The organism is Stutzerimonas nosocomialis, from assembly GCF_005876855.1.
GTDB lineage: Bacteria > Pseudomonadota > Gammaproteobacteria > Pseudomonadales > Pseudomonadaceae > Stutzerimonas > Stutzerimonas nosocomialis.
Genome location: NZ_QLAE01000018.1, coordinates 51,294 through 68,563, shown reverse-complemented (window position 1 = coordinate 68,563; position 17,270 = coordinate 51,294). Strand labels below are relative to the sequence as shown.

The 17,270-nt window shown below is 67.8% G+C and carries 16 protein-coding genes; 12 read left to right on the top strand and 4 right to left on the bottom strand.

All coding sequences use genetic code 11. The features are described from left to right. The first annotated feature begins 5 nt into the window (after positions 1 to 5). The 6 genes from DN824_RS12785 (at position 6) to glpD (ending at position 7,769) form a co-directional block, all read left to right on the top strand. Positions 6 to 1,208 (top strand): HlyD/EmrA/EmrK family protein, encoded by a 1,203-nt coding sequence (locus DN824_RS12785; protein ID WP_138408788.1) that lies wholly within the window; start codon positions 6 to 8, stop codon positions 1,206 to 1,208. A 13-nt stretch (positions 1,209 to 1,221) separates the two neighbouring features. Then, the gene (locus DN824_RS12780) at positions 1,222 to 2,751 is read left to right on the top strand and encodes a DHA2 family efflux MFS transporter permease subunit (protein WP_138408787.1); all 1,530 of its coding nucleotides are present in this window, start codon (positions 1,222 to 1,224) and stop codon (positions 2,749 to 2,751) included. Positions 2,752 to 2,832: 81 nt separating this feature from the next. After that, on the top strand, positions 2,833 to 3,114 hold the full coding sequence (locus DN824_RS12775; RefSeq protein WP_138408786.1) for a peptidylprolyl isomerase: 282 nt from the start codon (positions 2,833 to 2,835) through the stop codon (positions 3,112 to 3,114). Positions 3,115 to 3,496: 382 nt separating this feature from the next. Further along, entirely contained in the window at positions 3,497 to 5,005 is a 1,509-nt protein-coding gene (glpK, locus tag DN824_RS12770) for a glycerol kinase GlpK (RefSeq protein ID WP_138408785.1), read from the top strand. Between the two features lie 284 nt (positions 5,006 to 5,289). Then, positions 5,290 to 6,048 carry a DeoR/GlpR family DNA-binding transcription regulator gene (locus tag DN824_RS12765; RefSeq protein ID WP_138408784.1) on the top strand — a complete coding sequence of 253 codons (759 nt, stop codon included), beginning with the start codon at positions 5,290 to 5,292 and terminating at the stop codon, positions 6,046 to 6,048. A gap of 188 nt (positions 6,049 to 6,236) precedes the next feature. Beyond that, positions 6,237 to 7,769, top strand: a complete 1,533-nt coding sequence (glpD, locus tag DN824_RS12760) for a glycerol-3-phosphate dehydrogenase (RefSeq protein ID WP_138408783.1) — start codon at positions 6,237 to 6,239, stop codon at positions 7,767 to 7,769. A gap of 9 nt (positions 7,770 to 7,778) precedes the next feature. Here glpD and DN824_RS12755 read toward each other — a convergent pair whose 3' ends face one another. Continuing rightward, positions 7,779 to 8,639, bottom strand: coding sequence for a CAP domain-containing protein (locus DN824_RS12755; protein ID WP_174236509.1), 861 nt, complete (start codon positions 8,637 to 8,639; stop codon positions 7,779 to 7,781). Positions 8,640 to 8,736: 97 nt separating this feature from the next. Next, positions 8,737 to 11,031: a beta-glucosidase BglX gene (gene bglX, locus DN824_RS12750; RefSeq protein ID WP_138408782.1), complete on the bottom strand. Its 2,295-nt coding sequence runs from the start codon at positions 11,029 to 11,031 to the stop codon at positions 8,737 to 8,739. A 251-nt stretch (positions 11,032 to 11,282) separates the two neighbouring features. On the opposite strand from bglX, the gene DN824_RS12745 reads away from it, so the two are divergent. The 6 genes from DN824_RS12745 (at position 11,283) to DN824_RS12720 (ending at position 15,797) form a co-directional block, all read left to right on the top strand. Further along, positions 11,283 to 12,443, top strand: a complete 1,161-nt coding sequence (locus DN824_RS12745; RefSeq protein ID WP_138408781.1) for a Na/Pi symporter — start codon at positions 11,283 to 11,285, stop codon at positions 12,441 to 12,443. A gap of 15 nt (positions 12,444 to 12,458) precedes the next feature. Continuing rightward, positions 12,459 to 12,683, top strand: a complete 225-nt coding sequence (locus DN824_RS12740; RefSeq protein ID WP_138408780.1) for a hypothetical protein — start codon at positions 12,459 to 12,461, stop codon at positions 12,681 to 12,683. A gap of 9 nt (positions 12,684 to 12,692) precedes the next feature. Then, on the top strand, positions 12,693 to 13,649 hold the full coding sequence (locus DN824_RS12735) for a PstS family phosphate ABC transporter substrate-binding protein (RefSeq protein ID WP_241666698.1): 957 nt from the start codon (positions 12,693 to 12,695) through the stop codon (positions 13,647 to 13,649). Between the two features lie 134 nt (positions 13,650 to 13,783). Continuing rightward, positions 13,784 to 14,299: a DUF3597 domain-containing protein gene (locus DN824_RS12730; RefSeq protein ID WP_138408779.1), complete on the top strand. Its 516-nt coding sequence runs from the start codon at positions 13,784 to 13,786 to the stop codon at positions 14,297 to 14,299. A gap of 101 nt (positions 14,300 to 14,400) precedes the next feature. After that, the gene (locus tag DN824_RS12725; protein ID WP_138408778.1) at positions 14,401 to 15,135 is read left to right on the top strand and encodes a sulfite exporter TauE/SafE family protein; all 735 of its coding nucleotides are present in this window, start codon (positions 14,401 to 14,403) and stop codon (positions 15,133 to 15,135) included. Between the two features lie 104 nt (positions 15,136 to 15,239). Next, the gene (locus DN824_RS12720) at positions 15,240 to 15,797 is read left to right on the top strand and encodes an MFS transporter permease (RefSeq protein ID WP_138408777.1); all 558 of its coding nucleotides are present in this window, start codon (positions 15,240 to 15,242) and stop codon (positions 15,795 to 15,797) included. Between the two features lie 74 nt (positions 15,798 to 15,871). Here DN824_RS12720 and DN824_RS12715 read toward each other — a convergent pair whose 3' ends face one another. Continuing rightward, the gene (locus DN824_RS12715) at positions 15,872 to 16,132 is read right to left on the bottom strand and encodes a hypothetical protein (protein WP_138408776.1); all 261 of its coding nucleotides are present in this window, start codon (positions 16,130 to 16,132) and stop codon (positions 15,872 to 15,874) included. A 192-nt stretch (positions 16,133 to 16,324) separates the two neighbouring features. Continuing rightward, positions 16,325 to 17,146 carry an inositol monophosphatase family protein gene (locus DN824_RS12710; RefSeq protein WP_138408775.1) on the bottom strand — a complete coding sequence of 274 codons (822 nt, stop codon included), beginning with the start codon at positions 17,144 to 17,146 and terminating at the stop codon, positions 16,325 to 16,327. Between the last annotated feature and the right edge of the window lie 124 nt (positions 17,147 to 17,270).

The window sequence follows — 17,270 nt, the reverse complement described above, 5'->3', positions numbered from 1 at the left end:
CGACCATGTCCGAAGCTCCCGCACGCACAGCAAACGCACAGCCAGAAGCGACCCCGGCGTCCGGCAAGCGCAAGCTCTACCTGGCGATCCTGGCCCTCGTGGTCGCGCTCGGGATCGCCGGCGCGTACCTCTACCACACGCTCTACGGCCGCTTTTACGAAGAGACCGACGACGCCTACGTGAACGGCAACCTGGTGCAGATCACGCCGCAGATCACCGGCACCGTCACCCGCATCGCGGTGGACGACGGCGATTACGTCGAGGCCGGCCAAGCGCTGGTCTGGCTCGACCCGTCCGACACCCAGGTCGCCCTGCAAAGCGCCGAGGCCAATCTCGCGCGCACGGTGCGCCAGGTGCGCGGCCTGTTCAGCAACGTCGACGGCTACAAGGCGCAGGTCGCCTCGCGCAGGGTCGAAGTGCAGCGCGCCAAGGCCGACTTCGAACGACGCGGCAGGCTGGCCAAGAGCGGTGCGATTTCCCGGGAGGAACTGGCCCACGCCCAGGACGCCCTGACCAACGCGCAGAACGCCCTGACCGCCGCCCAGCAACAGCTCGACACCAGCCGCGCCCTGGTCGATGACACCGTCATCGCCTCCCACCCGGACGTGATGGCGGCGGCGGCTCAGCTGCGCCAGGCCTTCCTCAACCATGCGCGCAGCACCCTGGTCGCGCCTGTCAGCGGCTACGTGGCGCAGCGCGCCGTACAGGTCGGCGGACGTGTGCAGCCGGGCGCGGCGCTGATGGCGGTCGTGCCCCTGGAGCAGATCTGGATCGACGCCAACTTCAAGGAAACCCAGCTCAGCCGCATGCGCATCGGCCAGCCGGTGGAGATCACCGCCGACCTGCATGGCGACGACGTGCGGTATCGCGGCACCGTCGAGAGCCTGGGCGTGGGCACCGGCAGCGCCTTCTCCCTGTTGCCGGCGCAGAACGCCACCGGCAACTGGATCAAGATCGTCCAGCGCCTGCCCGTGCGCATCCGCCTGGAGCCGGACAACCTGCAGACGCACCCGCTGCGCATCGGTCTGTCCACCGCCGTGACCGTCGACCTGCACGACCAGGACGGGCCGCAGCTGTCGCAACGCCCGCCGCAGCAGCCGCGCTTCTCCACCGCCGTGTACGACGACCAGCTGGGCGAGGCCAACGCGCTGATCGAACGCACCATTCACGCCAACGGCCCCGCAGCCGCGGACCTGGCCAAGGGCTGAGCCCGGAGCATCCATGAGCGATAACACCTTTCGCCCGGCGAGCATGCTGCTCGCCGTGGTCGGCCTGTCGCTGGCGACCTTCATGCAGGTGCTCGATACCACCATCGCCAACGTCGCGCTGCCCACCATTTCGGGCAACCTGGGGGTGAGTTCGGAACAGGGCACCTGGGTGATCACCTCCTTCGCGGTGTGCAATGCCATCGCCCTGCCCCTGACCGGCTGGATGGCACGGCGCTTCGGTGAGGTGAAGCTGTTCCTCGCGGCGGTGGTGCTGTTCGTGGTGACGTCCTTTCTCTGCGGCATCGCCCGCTCGATGCCTGAGCTGGTGCTGTTCCGCGCCTTGCAGGGGTTCTTCGCCGGCCCGCTCTACCCGATGGCGCAGACCCTGCTGCTGGCCATCTTCCCCACCGCCAAGCGCGGCATGGCGCTCGCGCTGCTGGCGATGGTCACGGTGGTGGCGCCGATCATCGGTCCCATCGCCGGGGGCTGGATCACCGACAGCTACAGCTGGCCCTGGATCTTCTTCATCAACGTGCCAATCGGCGTTTTCGCGACCCTGGTGGTCTGGGCGCAGCTGCGCAACAAGCCCGAGCGCATCGTCCACCAGCCGATCGACTACATCGGCCTCGCGCTGCTGGTGCTCGGCGTCGGCCTGCTGCAGGTGGTGCTGGACAAGGGCAACGACCTGGACTGGTTCGAATCGAACTTCATCCGGGTCAGCACCGCGGTCTCGGTGGTGGCGCTGGTGGCACTGGTGATCTGGGAGCTCACCGACAAGCACCCGATCATCGATCTGCGGCTGTTCCGGCACCGCAACTTCACCTTCGGCACGCTGGCGCTGGTGCTCGGCTATTCGGGGTTCTTCGGCATCAACCTGCTGCTGCCGCAGTGGCTGCAGACGCAGCTGGGCTACACGCCGGTCTGGGCGGGCCTGGCGGCGGCGCCGATCGGCATCCTGCCGGTGTTTCTCTCGCCGCTGGTGGGCAAGTACGCGCACAAGTTCGATCTCAGGCTGCTGGCCGGCGGCTCGTTCCTGGTGATCGGCGCCTCCTGCTTCGTCCGCGCCACCTTCAACACCGAGGTGGACTATCGCCACATCGCCGAAATCCAGGTCTTCATGGGCCTCGGCATCGCGCTGTTCTTCATGCCGACCACCAGCATCCTGCTCTCCAGCCTGCCGCCGAAGGACATCGCCGAAGGCTCAAGCCTCGCGACTTTCCTGCGGGTACTGGGCGGCAGCTTCGCCTCGTCCCTGACCACCTGGCTGTGGCACCGCCGCGAGATCCACCACCACGCCCAGCTGACCGAGCACGTCACGGCCTACAGCCCGGCCGCCCAGCAGTACCTCGACCAGCTCGGCGGCCCCTCGCCGCAGGCCTATGCACACATCGACCGGGTGGTCGAAGCCCAGGCCTACATGATGTCGACGGTGGACTACTTCACCCTGATGGGCTGGATGTTCCTGGGGCTGTTCCTGATCATCTGGCTGGCCAAGCCCCCCTTCACCGCCAAGGGTGCTGGCGAAGCGGCCGGAGGGCACTGATCCGACACGCCGCGGTGGCGGCGTTTGACTCGCGCGGCGATTGGGGTAGGCTCGGCACCTTGTCCAATGAGGAGTCACCCCATGGCCCGCGCCACTGCCCGTCACATCCTGGTCCCCACCGAAGCCAAGTGCAACGAACTCAAAGCCGCCATCGAAGGCGGTGCCGACTTCGCTCAGGTCGCCAAGGACAACTCCACCTGCCCCTCCAGCCGCGACGGCGGCAACCTCGGCTCCTTCGGCCCCGGCCAGATGGTCAAGGAATTCGATACCGTGGTCTTCAGCGCCCCGGTCAACGTCGTGCAGGGCCCGGTCAAGACCCAGTTCGGCTACCACCTGCTGGAAGTCACCAGCCGCGAAGACTGATTCGCTCCGCTTGCCCGCCCTGCGGGCAAGCCCTCCCTTCCGCATCCCCCTCCCTTCGGACCGCCCGGTCCGGCAAGCGACCGCCCAGCTGCCACGACAAGGCTCGGCCCACAGCCGCGATCACGGTTTTTCCGTTTCCGAACAACGCCGGCCCCGTTCGAGGGTCGAACGCCTGAGCAAGGTTTCGCACGATCAGCCCCGCCTGGTAGAGGTGGTGATTGCCGCTATCCTTCTTGCCAGGATCATGGCGCCCGCCGCCCTGACGGTGCCAGTCCCAGGTTCCGTGCGTGGCACCGGTTCAGCGGGAGGCAGGCGGCCGATGCCTCGCCGTAACCCGTCAGCGCCCTCGGAGCCCGCGTAAGTCCGCTAAGGAAGAGTCGTCATGAGCAGCCAAGACAAGCACTACGTCGTCGCCCTCGACCAGGGCACCACCAGCTCGCGCGCCATCGTGCTGGACCGCGACGCCCACGTCGTCAGCGTCGCCCAGCGCGAGTTCGCGCAGATCTACCCGCAGCCCAGCTGGGTCGAGCACGATCCCATGGAAATCTGGGCGACCCAGAGCGGCGTCTTCGTCGAGGCCCTGGCCCAGGCCGGCATCACCAACGAACAGGTCGCGGCGATCGGCATCACCAACCAGCGCGAAACGGCCATCGTCTGGGACAAGCTCAGCGGCCGGCCGATCTACAACGCCATCGTCTGGCAGAGCCGGCAGAGCACGCCGATCTGCGACCAGCTCAAGCGCGACGGCATGGAAGAGCACATCCGCAGGACCACCGGGCTGGTCATCGACCCCTACTTCTCCGGCACCAAGATCAAGTGGATCCTCGACCACGTCGAGGGCAGCCGCGAGCGGGCGCGGCGCGGCGAGCTGCTGTTCGGCACCGTCGATTCCTGGCTGATCTGGAAGATGACCCAGGGCAAGGCCCACGTTACCGACTACACCAATGCGTCGCGCACCCTGCTGTTCGACATCCACGCTCTCGACTGGGACCCGGTGATGCTCGAGGCGCTGGATATCCCCCGCGAGATGCTGCCGCAGGTACGCCCCTCGTCGGAGATCTACGGCCACGCCTACCTCGGCTCGGGCCAGAGCACCGGCATCCCCATCGCCGGGATCGCCGGCGACCAGCAGGCGGCCCTGTTCGGCCAGATGTGCGTCGAACCCGGCCAGGCGAAGAACACCTATGGCACCGGCTGCTTCCTGCTGATGAACACCGGCACCAAGGCCGTGCGCTCGGAACACGGCCTGCTGACCACCCTCGCCTGCGGGCCGAAGGGCGAGGTCAACTATGCGCTGGAAGGCGCGATCTTCAACGGCGGCTCCACCGTGCAGTGGCTGCGCGACGAGCTGAAGGTGATCAACGATTCGCTCGATTCGGAGTACTTCGCCACCAAGGTGCCGGACAGCAACGGCGTCTACCTGGTGCCGGCCTTCACCGGCCTTGGCGCGCCCTACTGGGACCCGCGCGCACGCGGCGCCCTGTTCGGCCTGACCCGGGGGGTGAAGGTCGACCACCTGATCCGCGCCACCCTGGAATCGATCGCCTACCAGACCCGCGACGTGCTCGATGCCATGCAACAGGACGCCGGCGAGCGCCTGCGCGCGCTGCGGGTCGACGGCGGCGCGGTGGCCAACAACTTCCTCATGCAGTTCCAGGCCGACCTGCTGGGCACCCCGGTGGAGCGCCCCGAAATGAAGGAAACCACCGCCCTCGGCGCCGCCTACCTGGCCGGGCTGGCGACCGGCTTCTGGAGCAGCCTCGACGAACTGCGCAGCCGGAGCAGCATCGAACGGGTGTTCGAACCGGCCCTCGACAGCGGGCAGCGCGAAGCCCTCTACAAGGGCTGGCTGAAAGCCGTGGACCGTACCCGCAACTGGGCCGATGACTGAACGCGGCCTGATCGTGGAGCAGTGCAGCCCCACCCCCATCGCGGTCGAGGCTAGGCGTTCCCACCGATCACACCCCCTGCGGGTAAGCCCGGAACACCCGTGGGATCGCTCTTGACCGCGAACAACCCCCGACCCCAGCGCGATCACGACCAGTCGCCCCGACCGCCTCCACAAGAACATCGAAAACCACGACCTGAACCCCACACGACCCACCAAAACGACACGGCTTTAATCGTGCGCCTGAGTGCGGCATCCTTCGGCCATATCGATAACAAGGAAGCCTCATGAGCCTGGCCCCCCGACAGCAGAAGATTCTGGAACTGGTGCGCGAGCGCGGCTATGTCAGCATCGACGAGCTCGCCCAGCACTTCGCCGTGACGCCCCAGACCATCCGCCGGGACATCAACCAGCTGGGCGAAGCCGGGTTGCTGCGCCGCTACCACGGCGGGGCGGCCCACGACTCCAGCGTGCAGAACACCGCCTACACCATGCGCGCCCGCCAGATGCGCGACGAGAAGCGCCGGATCGCCGAGGCGGTCGCCGCCCGGGTCCCGGACCAGGCCTCGCTGTTCATCAACATCGGCACCACCACCGAAGCCATCGCCCATGCCCTGCTCAACCACCGGGGCCTGAAGGTCATCACCAACAACCTGCACGTGGCCAACATCCTCAGCACCAAGCAGGACTTCGACGTGCTCATCGCCGGAGGCACGGTGCGCAGCGACGGCGGCGTGGTCGGCCAGGCGACCGCCGACTTCATGGGCCAGTTCAAGGTGGATTTCGCCCTGATCGGCATCAGCGGCATCGACGAGGACGGCACCCTGCTCGACTTCGATTACCAGGAAGTGCGCGTCTCCCAGGCCATCATCGCCAACGCGCGGCGTATCTTCCTGGCCGCCGACTCCAGCAAGTTCGGCCGCAGCGCCATGACCCGGCTCGGCTCCCTGGAGCAGATCGACTGCCTGTTCACCGAAGCCCGCCCGCCCGAAGCCTTCGTCCAGCTGCTCGCCCGCCACGAGGTCGACCTCGCGATTTCCGGCTGACCGCCCGGCGCGTGTCCGAACGCGCCGCCCCTCGCCCCGCCGTTGACAAGGCCCCTCGATCAGCTACCGTTCCTGTTCGGTTATTTTCTTTTTTCTGACAAACGAACATTTTTGCGCCGTGTAGCAGATTGAAGTTGCACCATGATGTTCGTATTCGAAAATCAAGGTTCGCAATCGAGGAGACTCGCATGACCGACACATCCCGCCCCGCTCCCGAATGCGTCGATCTCGCGATCATCGGCGGTGGCATCAACGGCGTGGGCATCGCCGCCGATGCGGCCGGGCGCGGGCTGTCGGTCTTTCTCTGCGAACGCGACGACTTCGCCAGCCATACCTCGTCGGCCAGCAGCAAGCTGATCCACGGTGGCCTGCGCTACCTGGAACACTACGAGTTCCGCCTGGTGCGCGAGGCGCTGGCCGAGCGCGAGGTGCTGCTCGCCAAGGCACCGCACATCGTCAAGCCGCTGCGCTTCGTGCTGCCGCACCGCCCTCACCTGCGCCCGGCCTGGATGATCCGCGCCGGACTGTTCCTCTACGACAACCTCGGCAAGCGCAAGCAGCTCCCCGGCTCGCGAGGGCTGCGTTTCGATGACCGGAGCCCGCTCAAGCCGACGATCACCCGTGGGTTCGAGTACTCCGACTGCTGGGTCGACGATGCCCGGCTGGTGGTGCTCAACGCCATGAGCGCGCGCGAGCATGGCGCACGACTGCACACCCGCACCGAGTGCCTGGGCGCGCGCCGCGTCGGGGGTGTCTGGGAAGTGGATCTGCGTGGGCCCGATGGGCAACGCCACTCGATCCGCGCCAGGGCCCTGGTCAACGCCGCCGGGCCCTGGGTGGCCCGCTTCATCGGCGAGAGGCTGCAGCAACGCCCGCCCTACGGCATCCGCCTGATCCAGGGCAGCCACGTGATCGTGCCCCGGCTCCACGAGGGCGACCAGGCGTTCATCATGCAGAACGAAGATCGCCGCATCGTCTTCGCCATCCCGTATCTGGATCGCTACACCCTGATCGGCACCACCGACCGCGAATACCAGGGCGACCCGGCGCAGGTGAAGATCACCGACGAGGAAATCGCCTACGTGCTCGGCGTGGCCAACGCGCACTTTCGCCGGCAGCTCAGCCCGGCGGATATCCTGCATACCTTCTCCGGGGTCCGTCCGCTGTGCGACGACGAGTCCGACAACCCCTCGGCCGTCACCCGCGACTACACCCTGGCGCTCTCCGCCGAGGCCGACCAGGCGCCATTGCTGTCGGTGTTCGGCGGCAAGCTCACCACCTACCGCAAGCTCGCCGAATCGGCGATGGCACAGCTCAGGCCATTCTTTCCGCAGCTGGGCGACAGCTGGACGGCAGCCGCCCCGCTGCCCGGTGGCGAAGGGATGACCACGGCGCAGCAACTGGCCGAGGCGCTGCTCGCCCAGGTCGAAGGGCTCGACCCGCAGCTGGCGCAGCGCTGGGCCACCACCTACGGCAGCCGCAGCTGGACCATGCTCGGCGGCGCACGCACGGTCGAGGCGCTGGGCGAACACCTGGGCCAGGGGCTCCATGCCCGCGAAGTGGACTACCTGCGCGCCGAGGAATGGGCGCTGGAGGTGGACGACATCCTCTGGCGGCGGACCAAGCTGGGCCTGGCCTTCGCCGAAGAGGACCGCCGGCGCCTGCAGCAATACCTGGCCGCCGGCGGCAACCCGCCGGCGCGCAGCAGCGACGCCGCCTGAGCCACGGCGTCAGCGCGGCCTGCCGAACACCTGGGTCCAGTAGATCCCCGCGTCGCTGCGCGGATCGGTCGCGAAGGCCGCGCCCAGCTCGGTGAAATCCGGATTCATGATGTTGGCGCAGTGCCCCGGGCTCGCCAGCCAGCCGGCCATCGCCTGCTTCACGCTGCCCTGCCCGGCGGCGATGTTTTCGCCGATGCGTCCCCAGCGATAGCCTTGCCCGCTGGCGCGGGTGCCGACGTTGCCGCCATCGAGGCCCTGATGGCTGAAATAGTTCTGCGCCGCCATGTCCTCGCTGTGGACCCGCGCGGTCGCGGCCAGCACGCCGTTCCAGGCGAGCGCCGGCACGGCGTCGAACACCCGGTTACCGCAACGACGCGAGGTGGCCCTGGCCTGGTTGACCTGCGCCAGCAGCTCGCGGCCGGCGGCCTGCCAGTCGCCCAGGTCGGCGGAGAGCTGCGGGCGCGCCAACACCACCTGCCAGGTGTCGCCATGGCGCGACACGCCCACCTCGGCGAAGCGCGCGTCGGTCAAGGCGCCGCAGTAGCGCGCGCCGATCGCCATCATCGCCGCCTCGGCGCTGGTCGGGCCGGACACCGCGATCGCCTGCAGGCTGGCGGCGCGGTATCCGGCACGCTGCAGCGCGGCCTGGGTCTGCGCGCCGGAACTCACCTGCAAACCGGCCAGGCGCTCGTCGGGCGCCAGCGGGCCGGCCGCCTCGACCGAGGCGCCATTGCAGGTCTGCGCGGAGCTGCGGTAGTCGTTGATCAGGCTGACGAGCGCGTCGGCATCGTCGGCGTGGACGCCGGCTGATCCGATCAGCAGGCCTGTGGCCAGCAGGCAGGCGGCAGGGCGGGAAACGGGGATCGGCACAGCGGTACTCCATGCGGGTGGCGGTAGCCGGGCCCAGCCAGCGCAGGACCCGCTACAACTGACCGCAACCGCCGACGGGCGATCCGCGATGAAGGCTCTAGTGGAGCGTGAAGCGCTGCTGCTGGACGTCCTGCGAGTCCAGGCCGATGTAGAGATTGAAGTCGCCGGGTTCGGACGCCCACTGCAGCGACGTGTTGAAGAACCGCAGATCGGCTTCGCTGAGGGTGAAGCTCACCTGCTGCGATTCACCGGGTTCCAGCGTCACCTTCTGGAACCCCTTGAGTTCCTTCTTCGGCCGGCTGATCGAGGCGGCGATGTCCTGAAGGTAGAGCTGCACCACCGTGGCACCCTCGCGTGTGCCGGTGTTTTCGAGGGTCACGCTGGCGGTCAGCGTGCCGTCGCGGCCAAGCCGGGTACCGGACAGGCGGATCGGCGAAAGGCTGAACTCGGTGTAGCTCAGGCCATAGCCGAAGGGGTACAGCGGCCCGTTCTCGATATCGAAATAGCGCGAAGTGTACTTGCCCGAGCCGGTCTCGTCGGGCTTGGCCGGCCGACCGGTATTCAGCTCGCTGTAGTAGAGCGGGACCTGCCCGACCGAGCGCGGGAAGGTCATCGGCAGCTTGCCGGAGGGGTTGTAGTCGCCGAACAGCACGTCGGCGATGGCGTTGCCGCCCTCGGTGCCGCTGAACCAGGTTTCCAGAATCGCGTCGGCGTTCTCGTGCTCCCAGGTCAGGGTCAGCGGGCGGCCGTTCATCAGCACCAGCACCAGCGGCTTGCCGGTCGCCTTGAGCGCCCGCAGCAGCGCCCTCTGGTTTTCCGGAATGTTCAGGTCGCTGCGGCTGGCGGACTCGTGGGCCATGCCGCGCGCCTCGCCGACCGCCGCGATGATCACATCGGCCTGGCGCGCGGCCTGCACCGCTTCTTCGATCATTTGCGCGGCGGGTCTCGGGTCGACCGGACTCTCGATCTCGGCGTCGTTGACGAAGCCCAGCACCCGTGGATCATCGCTGATGTTGGCACCGCGGGCATGGAGGATGCGCGCCTGCTCGCCAACCGCGTTGCGCAGCCCTTCGAGCAGGGTGACCGCCTGCTCCGCGCGCCCGGCCGCCGACCAGCTGCCGATCATGTCCAGCTTGCTGTCGGCCAGCGGCCCGACCAGCGCCAGGGTGCCCTGGCGGGCCAGCGGCAGCGTCTGCGCCTCGTTCTTGAGCAGGACCATCGCGGTACGCGCCACCGCACGCGACTCGGCGCGGTGCAGGCGCTCCTCGGCGTTGGTATCGACCGGATCGCTGGAGGCCGGGCCCAGGTGACGGTAGGCGTCGGCGAACAGGCCCATGTCCCATTTCGCGCCGAGCACGTGGCGCACGGCCTGGTCGATGTCCGCCTGGCGGACTTCGCCCCTGGCGAGCAGGCCCGGCAGGTGCAGCCCGAACATGCGGTCGTGCATGTTCATGTCGATGCCGGCCTCCAGCGCCAGCTTCGCCGTCTGCGGCTCGTTGGCCGCCACGCCATGCTCGATCAGGCTCTTGATCGCCCCGTGGTCGCTCAACGTCACGCCGCCAAAGCCCCACTGCTGGCGCAGCAGGTCGCGCAACAGCCAGCGGCTGGCGGTCGCCGGTTCGCCGTTGACGGCGTTGAGCGCGACCATCACCCCGCCGGCCCCGGCATCCACCGCCGCCTTGTAGGGCGGCAGGTAGTCCTGGTACATGCGCTGCGGGCTCATGTCGACGGTGTTGTAGTCGCGCCCGCCTTCGGCCGCGCCATACAGGGCGAAGTGCTTGACGCTGGCCATGATGCGGTCCGGCGCGGACGGGTCCTCGCCCTGGTAGGCCCGCACCATCACCTCGGACATCTTCGAGGTGAGGTAGGTGTCTTCACCGAAGCCTTCGGACACCCGGCCCCAGCGCGGGTCACGGGTGATGTCCACCATCGGCGAGAAGGTCATGTTGAGCCCGTCGGCGGCGGCTTCGATCGCCGACACCCGGCCGCTCAGCGCCACGGCCTCGAGGTCCCAGCTGGCGGCGAGCCCGAGGCTGATGGGGAAGATGGTGCGATGGCCGTGGACCACGTCGTAGGCATAGAACAGCGGAATCTTCAGGCGGCTGTGCGCGACCTGGTCCTGCATGCGGCGGATATCGGGCTTGGTGACCGTGTTGAACATGCCACCGACCTGCCCCGCGCGAATCTGCGCCATGGCCGTCTCGCGGGGGTAGTCGTCGCCGATGCTGACGAGGTTGAGCTGGCCGAGCTTCTCCTCCAGGGTCATCTGGCCGAGCAGGTCCTCGATGAACGCCTGCTTGTCCTGCTCCGCCGCTCTGGGCGCCTGGGCCTCGGCCATCGCCGAGAAACCGACCAGGCAGGCCAGCAGGCCCGCCGCACAACGCTTATGCATGTTTATTCCTTGCCCCTGGATAGGTCCCCGGACGCCCCGGGGACAGGCTCAACGATGGCCGAGCGCGGCCGCGGGCCATTCTCGATTAATCCCGATGCGGCCTCCACGTCTTTTTGCACCGGCACGAACCGGCGCATTGCCGCCGGACAGGCGCCCGTCCGTCGGAACGGGCGTGAGCCGGCGCTGCGGTCACTACAACGTCATCTTCGCGCCGCAGCCTGAAGCCACCGGCACGAGCGGCGGAGGCGACGATGAGCACCCAGACCCAGGCGCTACCTGCACAACACGAGCAACCGGCGGCGCGTCCGTGGCTGTCCTGGCTGATCGTCGCCGGGCTGATCTACCTGCTGCTGGCCGCGGTGGGCGCGATCGGCGACGGCTTCAAGGCCGCCACCGGCGACAACGCCAAGGAGCTCTTCGCCTTCGCCACCAACCCGTTCGTGGGGTTGATGATCGGCCTCGCGGCGACGGCCCTGATCCAGAGTTCCAGCACCGTCACCTCGATCGTCGTCGGCATGGTCGCCGGCGGTCTGCCGATCGCCATCGCCATTCCCCTGATCATGGGTGCCAACATCGGCACCTCCCTGACCAGCACCATCGTCAGCCTCGGGCATATCCGCCACGGCGACGAATTCCGCCGGGCCTTTTCCGCCGCCACGGTGCACGACGCCTTCAACCTCACCGCGGTGACCCTGCTGTTGCCGCTGGAGTTGCTGTTCCATCCGCTGCAACGGATGTCCGAGGCGATCGCCGGGCTCCTGGTGCACGACGCCAGCGTCGACATGAAGAGCGTCAACTTCATGAAGGTACTGCTCGAGCCGGCCACCTCGCTGCTCAACGCCAGCGTCTCCTGGCTGCCCAGCCCGACCTGGACCGGCGTCGCGCTGATCCTGATCGGCATCGGCCTCATCCTGTTCGTGGTGTCGACCATCGGCAAGGTGCTGCGCCGGGTCATGGTCGGCCGCGCCAAGGAAATCCTGCATGCCAGCGTCGGCCGCGGCCCGCTCTCGGGCATCGGCTCGGGCGCCCTGATCACCGTGCTGGTGCAGTCCTCCTCGACCACCACCGCGCTGATCGTGCCGCTGGCCGGGACCGGGGTCTTCACCCTCAAGCAGGTCTACCCCTTCACCCTGGGCACCAATATCGGCACCTGCGTGACCGCGCTGCTGGCGGCCACGGCCATTTCCGGCCCCACCGCGGAGCTGGCGATGCAGATCGCGCTGGTGCACCTGCTGTTCAATCTGCTGGGCATCCTGCTGATCTACGGGCTGCCCTTCCTGCGCGGCGTGCCGCCGATGATCGCCAACGGCCTCGCCAGCCTGGCCCAGCGCAGCAAGCTGTACGTCGCGGGCTACATCGGTGGCCTGTTCTTCGCGCTGCCCCTGGGCCTGATCGTGGTCAGCCAAGTCTGAGAAAGGAGCCCCGCGATGAAAAGCCGGCACCACCTCGAAACACGCGCCCGCATCCGCGAACTGCGCGCGTCGGTGGACGACCTGCAGGCCAAGCTCGCCGACCTCGAGGCGGACGAGCAGGCCCAGCACCAGCAGATCGACCAGCTCGACCGCTACATCGACGCGGTGGATACCAAGTTCAGCAGCCTTCAGCTGTTCTGGAACACGCTCAAGCAGGAATGGCTCAAGCCGAAGGCCTGACGAGGACCCATGATGGGCATCACCCGGACGATCAAGACCCCGACCCTCGCACTGACGGTCGCCCTGCTGGGCGCCGGCGGCGCCGTGGCCACGGGCGACGAGCAGCGCCCCATTCGCATCGACGGCTCCAGCACGCTGTTCCCGGTGACCTTCGAGGCGGCGCGGCGTTTCCAGCGCGCGCAGCCCGGCAGCAGCATCCAGGTCGAGTTTTCCGGTTCCGGCGCCGGGTTTCGCGCCTTCTGCCGCGGCGAGATCGATGTCGCCAATGCCTCGCGGGACATGAACGCGCACGAGCAGGCCGAGTGTGCGAAGCACGACATCCACTTCCGCCAGCTGCCGGTGGCGATCGACTCCATCGCCATCGTGGTCAACCCGGCCAACCGCTGGGCCGACGACATCACCGTCGAGGAGTTGAAGACGCTCTGGGCGCCCGAGGCCGAAGAGAAGATCACCACCTGGAAGGCGATCCGCGAGCACTGGCCCGACGAGCCCGTGGAACTCTTCGGCCGCGGCCAGAACTCCGGCACCTACGACGTGTTCACCGAGGCCATCGTCGGCCAGGCCCACCGCAGCCGGCACGACTACCATGCCAGCGAAGACGAGGAAGCGCTGGCCCGGGGCATCGCCGATTCGCCCAATGCCCTGGGCTTCTTCGGCATCGGCGCCTATCACCGGCACTGGGACGAGCTCAAGCTGGTCGCCGTGGACGCCGGCAAGGGGCCGGTCTACCCGACCCTCGCCACGGTCGGCAGCGGCGACTATCAGCCGCTGACGCGGCCCCTCTACCTCTACGTCAACGAACGCAGCCTCACCGGCAATCCCCGGCTGCGCGAGTTCCTCACCCACTACCTGACCCACCTGCGCAGCTGGATCCACTTCACCGGCTTCATGCCGCTGGACGCCGGCGGCTACCAGCAGAGCCTGCAGCGCCTCGGCGCCGGCGCCCCCGTCGGCGCCCGCCCCTGAACGCGGCGACCGGCAGCCTCGACCCAGGCCCGGCCCGGGTAGCGCAGCGCCGTGGCATCCGACCTACGGACCGAGTCACGGGCGCGCCCGAATGGTCCAACGCGGAGTCCACACAACCGAAAACGAGGTGACTTATGGGCCTGTTCGACAAGATCAAGGAAAAACTGGGTGTCAGCAACGAGGCGCACAAGAAGGCCGAGCCGCAGAACCCGCAGGCGCGTGACAACCCCGCGACCGATCCGGTGATCGACTCCGAGCGTCCCACCGCCGCGCAGAACGCGACCACGGGGCCCGGGCAGTACCTGGATGCGGACGCCAGCAGCCAGAGCGCCGCCGCAGGGGCCACCGCGCCGCTGAACACCGCACCGTTGAACACCACGCCGGTGGATGTGACCACGCACCTGGACAACCTGGCGCAGCAGCACTGGGAAAAGCTCGACTGGCGCAACTCCATCGTCGATCTGCTCAAGCTGCTGGGCCTGGACAGCGACCTGGAGACGCGCAAGTCACTCGCCACCGAACTCGGCTGCCCGCCCGAGAAGATGGCCGATTCGGCGCAGATGAACATCTGGCTGCACCGCGCCGTCATGCGCAAGCTGGCGGAAAATGGCGGTACCGTGCCGGAAGAGCTCGCGCGCGCCGCCGACTGACCCCCCTGGCGACCGGGGCCATACGGCCCCGGTTCGCCGGGTGCTCCCCCTGCCCCCGGCCCGTTTGCTAGGCTGCGCGCTTTCCCCCAGCCGCGTGCGCCATGAGCCTTTCCGACTTCCTGCTGTTCGCCCTGCCCGCGGTCTTTCTCACCGGCCTGTCCAAGGGTGGTTTCGGCGGCGCCCTGGGCGGCATCGCCGTGCCCTTGCTGGCGCTGGCCACCTCGCCCAAGCAGGCGGTGGCGATCATGCTGCCGATCCTCTGCCTGGCCGACGTGGTGGGCCTGAAGGCCTATTTCGGCAAATGGGACCTGGCCAACCTCAAGGTGATGCTGCCCGGCGCGCTGATCGGCATCCTCATCGGTTCGCTTACCTTCGAGCTGCTCGACGAGCACCTGATCGGCCTGCTGATGGGCATCATCGCCGTGTCGTTCGTGCTGCTCGGCCTGATCAACACCAGCCAGACGCCACGTCCGCTGCAGCGCGGTCGCGGCACCGCCCTGTCGACCCTGGCCGGCTTCACCAGCTTCGTCGCCCACGCCGGCGGACCGCCGGTGATGATGCACCTGCTGCCGCAGCAGCTGGAAAAGCTGCGCTATGTCGCCACCATCAACATGTTCTTCCTGCTGACCAACGCGATGAAGCTGATCCCCTACACCGCGCTCGGCCAGTTCAGCCGGGAGAATCTCCTGATGAGCCTGATGCTCGCGCCCATCGTGCCGTTCGGCGTCTGGACCGGCCTCTGGCTGCAATCGCGGATCAACCACACCTGGTTCTATCGCATCGCCCGCCTGGGCATGTTCGTCGCCGGAGTGCAGCTGATCTGGCGCAACCTCTAGGGCGGTCGAGAGACGGCTCACAGCTGGCGAACGCAGCCTCTTTCCCTGCCCGGCGAACTGGAGGATAGTCGCGCCCGCCAATGACTTCGCAACCAGGGACGGACATGGAAAATATCTACCAGGCACCTGCCGCCGAGCTGGTGGAACCGACCACCGACAGCGCCTTCTTCGTGACCTCGATACGCAAGCTGATGGTCCTGTACCTCGCGACCTTCGGTCTCTATGCCTGGTACTGCCTGTACAAGCACTGGCAGGCGTACCGGGCCACCACCGGCGAAAAGGTCTGGCCGATCGCCCGATCGTTCTTCCAGATCTTCTTCATGCATGCGCTGGGCCGCGCGATCTCCCGGCGGCTGGAAGCCGAGGGGCTCGGCCGGTGGGACTACATCGGCAGCGCGACGGTTTATGTCGTGCTGGTGATCGCGTCGACCGCGCTCAACTTCATTGTTGGCGGCGAGGCGCCGGGGGTGCTCAACCTGGTGACCATTCTGGTCTCGCTGGCCTGCGCGATGCCGCTCGTCACCTTCCAGAAGATGGCCAACCGGGCCAGCGGCGACTCGCTCGGCCAGGGCAACGCCCAGTTCACCTGGGCGAACGTGCTCTGGATCCTGCTCGGAGCGATCATCTGGGCGCTGACCCTCATCGGCTTCCTGCTGGGCTGAGACCGCCAGCAAAAGTCGCACCCTGAAAAAAAGGGGCTGCCCAGGCAGCCCCTTTTTCGTCTTGCCGGCCGCCTTCAGGCGGCGTGGGCGAACAGGGCCCGACCGTGGTCCAGGCTCTGATCCACCAGCCATTTCCCATGGGCGATGGACGCCCGCTGGGCCTGTTCCAGCTCCGCCAGAAACGCGTGCTCGACCGGTAACGACATGCGTCGACTGGTACGACCGTCCGGCGCGCTGATTCGACAGCCCCCTGCCCAGGGCATCGGGCTGCCGGCGTGCTCGAAGACGTCGGCGGTGATGGTGTGTTCGCGGTAAGTACATTGCATCGTGTTCATGAGCTGACCCTCGCTATGCAGAGCCTCCTCCGGTGCGAAGAACATCGCTGCTTGCCCCAGCACGACCGGATGGAACGGCCTGTATCCGCGTGATCGCGGTAAGCCATCGCAACGGTCGGGCAAGCTCCGCCACGACGGATATTCAGGCTGCGCCCCTGCCCGCTCCGATGCAAGGTCTCTCCGACGGATGCCTCAATCGCCGTCCAGCGACGGGCCGATCATTCGCGCCAGCTGTTCGTACACGCCCGGCGCGGCAGCCAGGTAGGGGTTGCCGTGCAGTAACCCGTCGTTACGAAAGAAGTCGTTGATGCGCCCGCCGGCCTCCTCGACCATCACCACCCCGGCCAGGCAATCCCAGCTCTTGAGGTGGGTCTCGTGGTAGCCGATCAGGCGGCCGGCGGCGACATAGGCGGTCATCAGGGCGCCGGAGCCGTTGCGAAAGAACATCCCGCCCTCGGCCAGCAGCTTTTCCAGGAAGGGAATGAAGTTGCCCTTGCCCTTGCTGTGAAACGTCCCGGTCCCCATGACGCCCTGGCCGACATGGGTGGCCTCGCTGACCTTGAGCGGCGTCTCGTTGACGAAGGCGCCACGGCCCCGGCAGGCATGGAACAGCTCGTCGTGATTGGGATCGGCGATGGCGCCGATCACCGGCTCGCCATCGACCAGGAGTCCGATCGACACGCACCAGTTGTGCAGGCCGTTGAGGAAACAGGCCGTGCCGTCGATGGGATCGATCACCCAGACGCAGCGCGCGCCCAGGTCGGCGCCGCCGCCCTCCTCGCCGAGGAGCCCGTCCTCGGGAAAGCGCCTGGCGAGTTCGGCGCGGATGAACAGCTCGATTTCCTGGTCGGCGGCACTCACCACGTCCTGCAGGTTGCCCTCCTTGTGCTCGACGATCAGCTCCTCGCGTCGCGCGTAATAGGCCATGCCCCTGCGAGCGGCCTCCTGGGCGATGGCCCGCGCGCTGGCGTAGCGTGCGTCGAGATCCAGGGGATGTGCGGTGGTGGTAGCCATGAACGAACCTGCCGGGGGATGAAGGGAGGGAAAGAGACGGATTATCGCGCCTGCCGGGCCGCTGTGGAACGGCACTCGCCATGGCCGTATCGCCGGGTGCGGGGCAGCTCGCTGCCAGGCCGCC

Bases quoted from the DNA above. Each gene is read 5' to 3' on its own strand.
- DN824_RS12725 (WP_138408778.1), top strand. From the start codon at position 14,401: ATGAGCCTTTCCGACTTCCTGCTGTTCGCCCTGCCCGCGGTCTTTCTC.
- DN824_RS12785 (WP_138408788.1), top strand. From the start codon at position 6: ATGTCCGAAGCTCCCGCACGCACAGCAAACGCACAGCCAGAAGCGACC.
- DN824_RS12730 (WP_138408779.1), top strand. From the start codon at position 13,784: ATGGGCCTGTTCGACAAGATCAAGGAAAAACTGGGTGTCAGCAACGAG.
- DN824_RS12735 (WP_241666698.1), top strand. From the start codon at position 12,693: ATGATGGGCATCACCCGGACGATCAAGACCCCGACCCTCGCACTGACG.
- DN824_RS12720 (WP_138408777.1), top strand. From the start codon at position 15,240: ATGGAAAATATCTACCAGGCACCTGCCGCCGAGCTGGTGGAACCGACC.
- DN824_RS12710 (WP_138408775.1), bottom strand. From the start codon at position 17,146: ATGGCTACCACCACCGCACATCCCCTGGATCTCGACGCACGCTACGCC.
- glpD (WP_138408783.1), top strand. From the start codon at position 6,237: ATGACCGACACATCCCGCCCCGCTCCCGAATGCGTCGATCTCGCGATC.
- DN824_RS12745 (WP_138408781.1), top strand. From the start codon at position 11,283: ATGAGCACCCAGACCCAGGCGCTACCTGCACAACACGAGCAACCGGCG.
- glpK (WP_138408785.1), top strand. From the start codon at position 3,497: ATGAGCAGCCAAGACAAGCACTACGTCGTCGCCCTCGACCAGGGCACC.
- bglX (WP_138408782.1), bottom strand. From the start codon at position 11,031: ATGCATAAGCGTTGTGCGGCGGGCCTGCTGGCCTGCCTGGTCGGTTTC.
- DN824_RS12715 (WP_138408776.1), bottom strand. From the start codon at position 16,132: ATGAACACGATGCAATGTACTTACCGCGAACACACCATCACCGCCGAC.
- DN824_RS12780 (WP_138408787.1), top strand. From the start codon at position 1,222: ATGAGCGATAACACCTTTCGCCCGGCGAGCATGCTGCTCGCCGTGGTC.
- DN824_RS12775 (WP_138408786.1), top strand. From the start codon at position 2,833: ATGGCCCGCGCCACTGCCCGTCACATCCTGGTCCCCACCGAAGCCAAG.
- DN824_RS12765 (WP_138408784.1), top strand. From the start codon at position 5,290: ATGAGCCTGGCCCCCCGACAGCAGAAGATTCTGGAACTGGTGCGCGAG.
- DN824_RS12740 (WP_138408780.1), top strand. From the start codon at position 12,459: ATGAAAAGCCGGCACCACCTCGAAACACGCGCCCGCATCCGCGAACTG.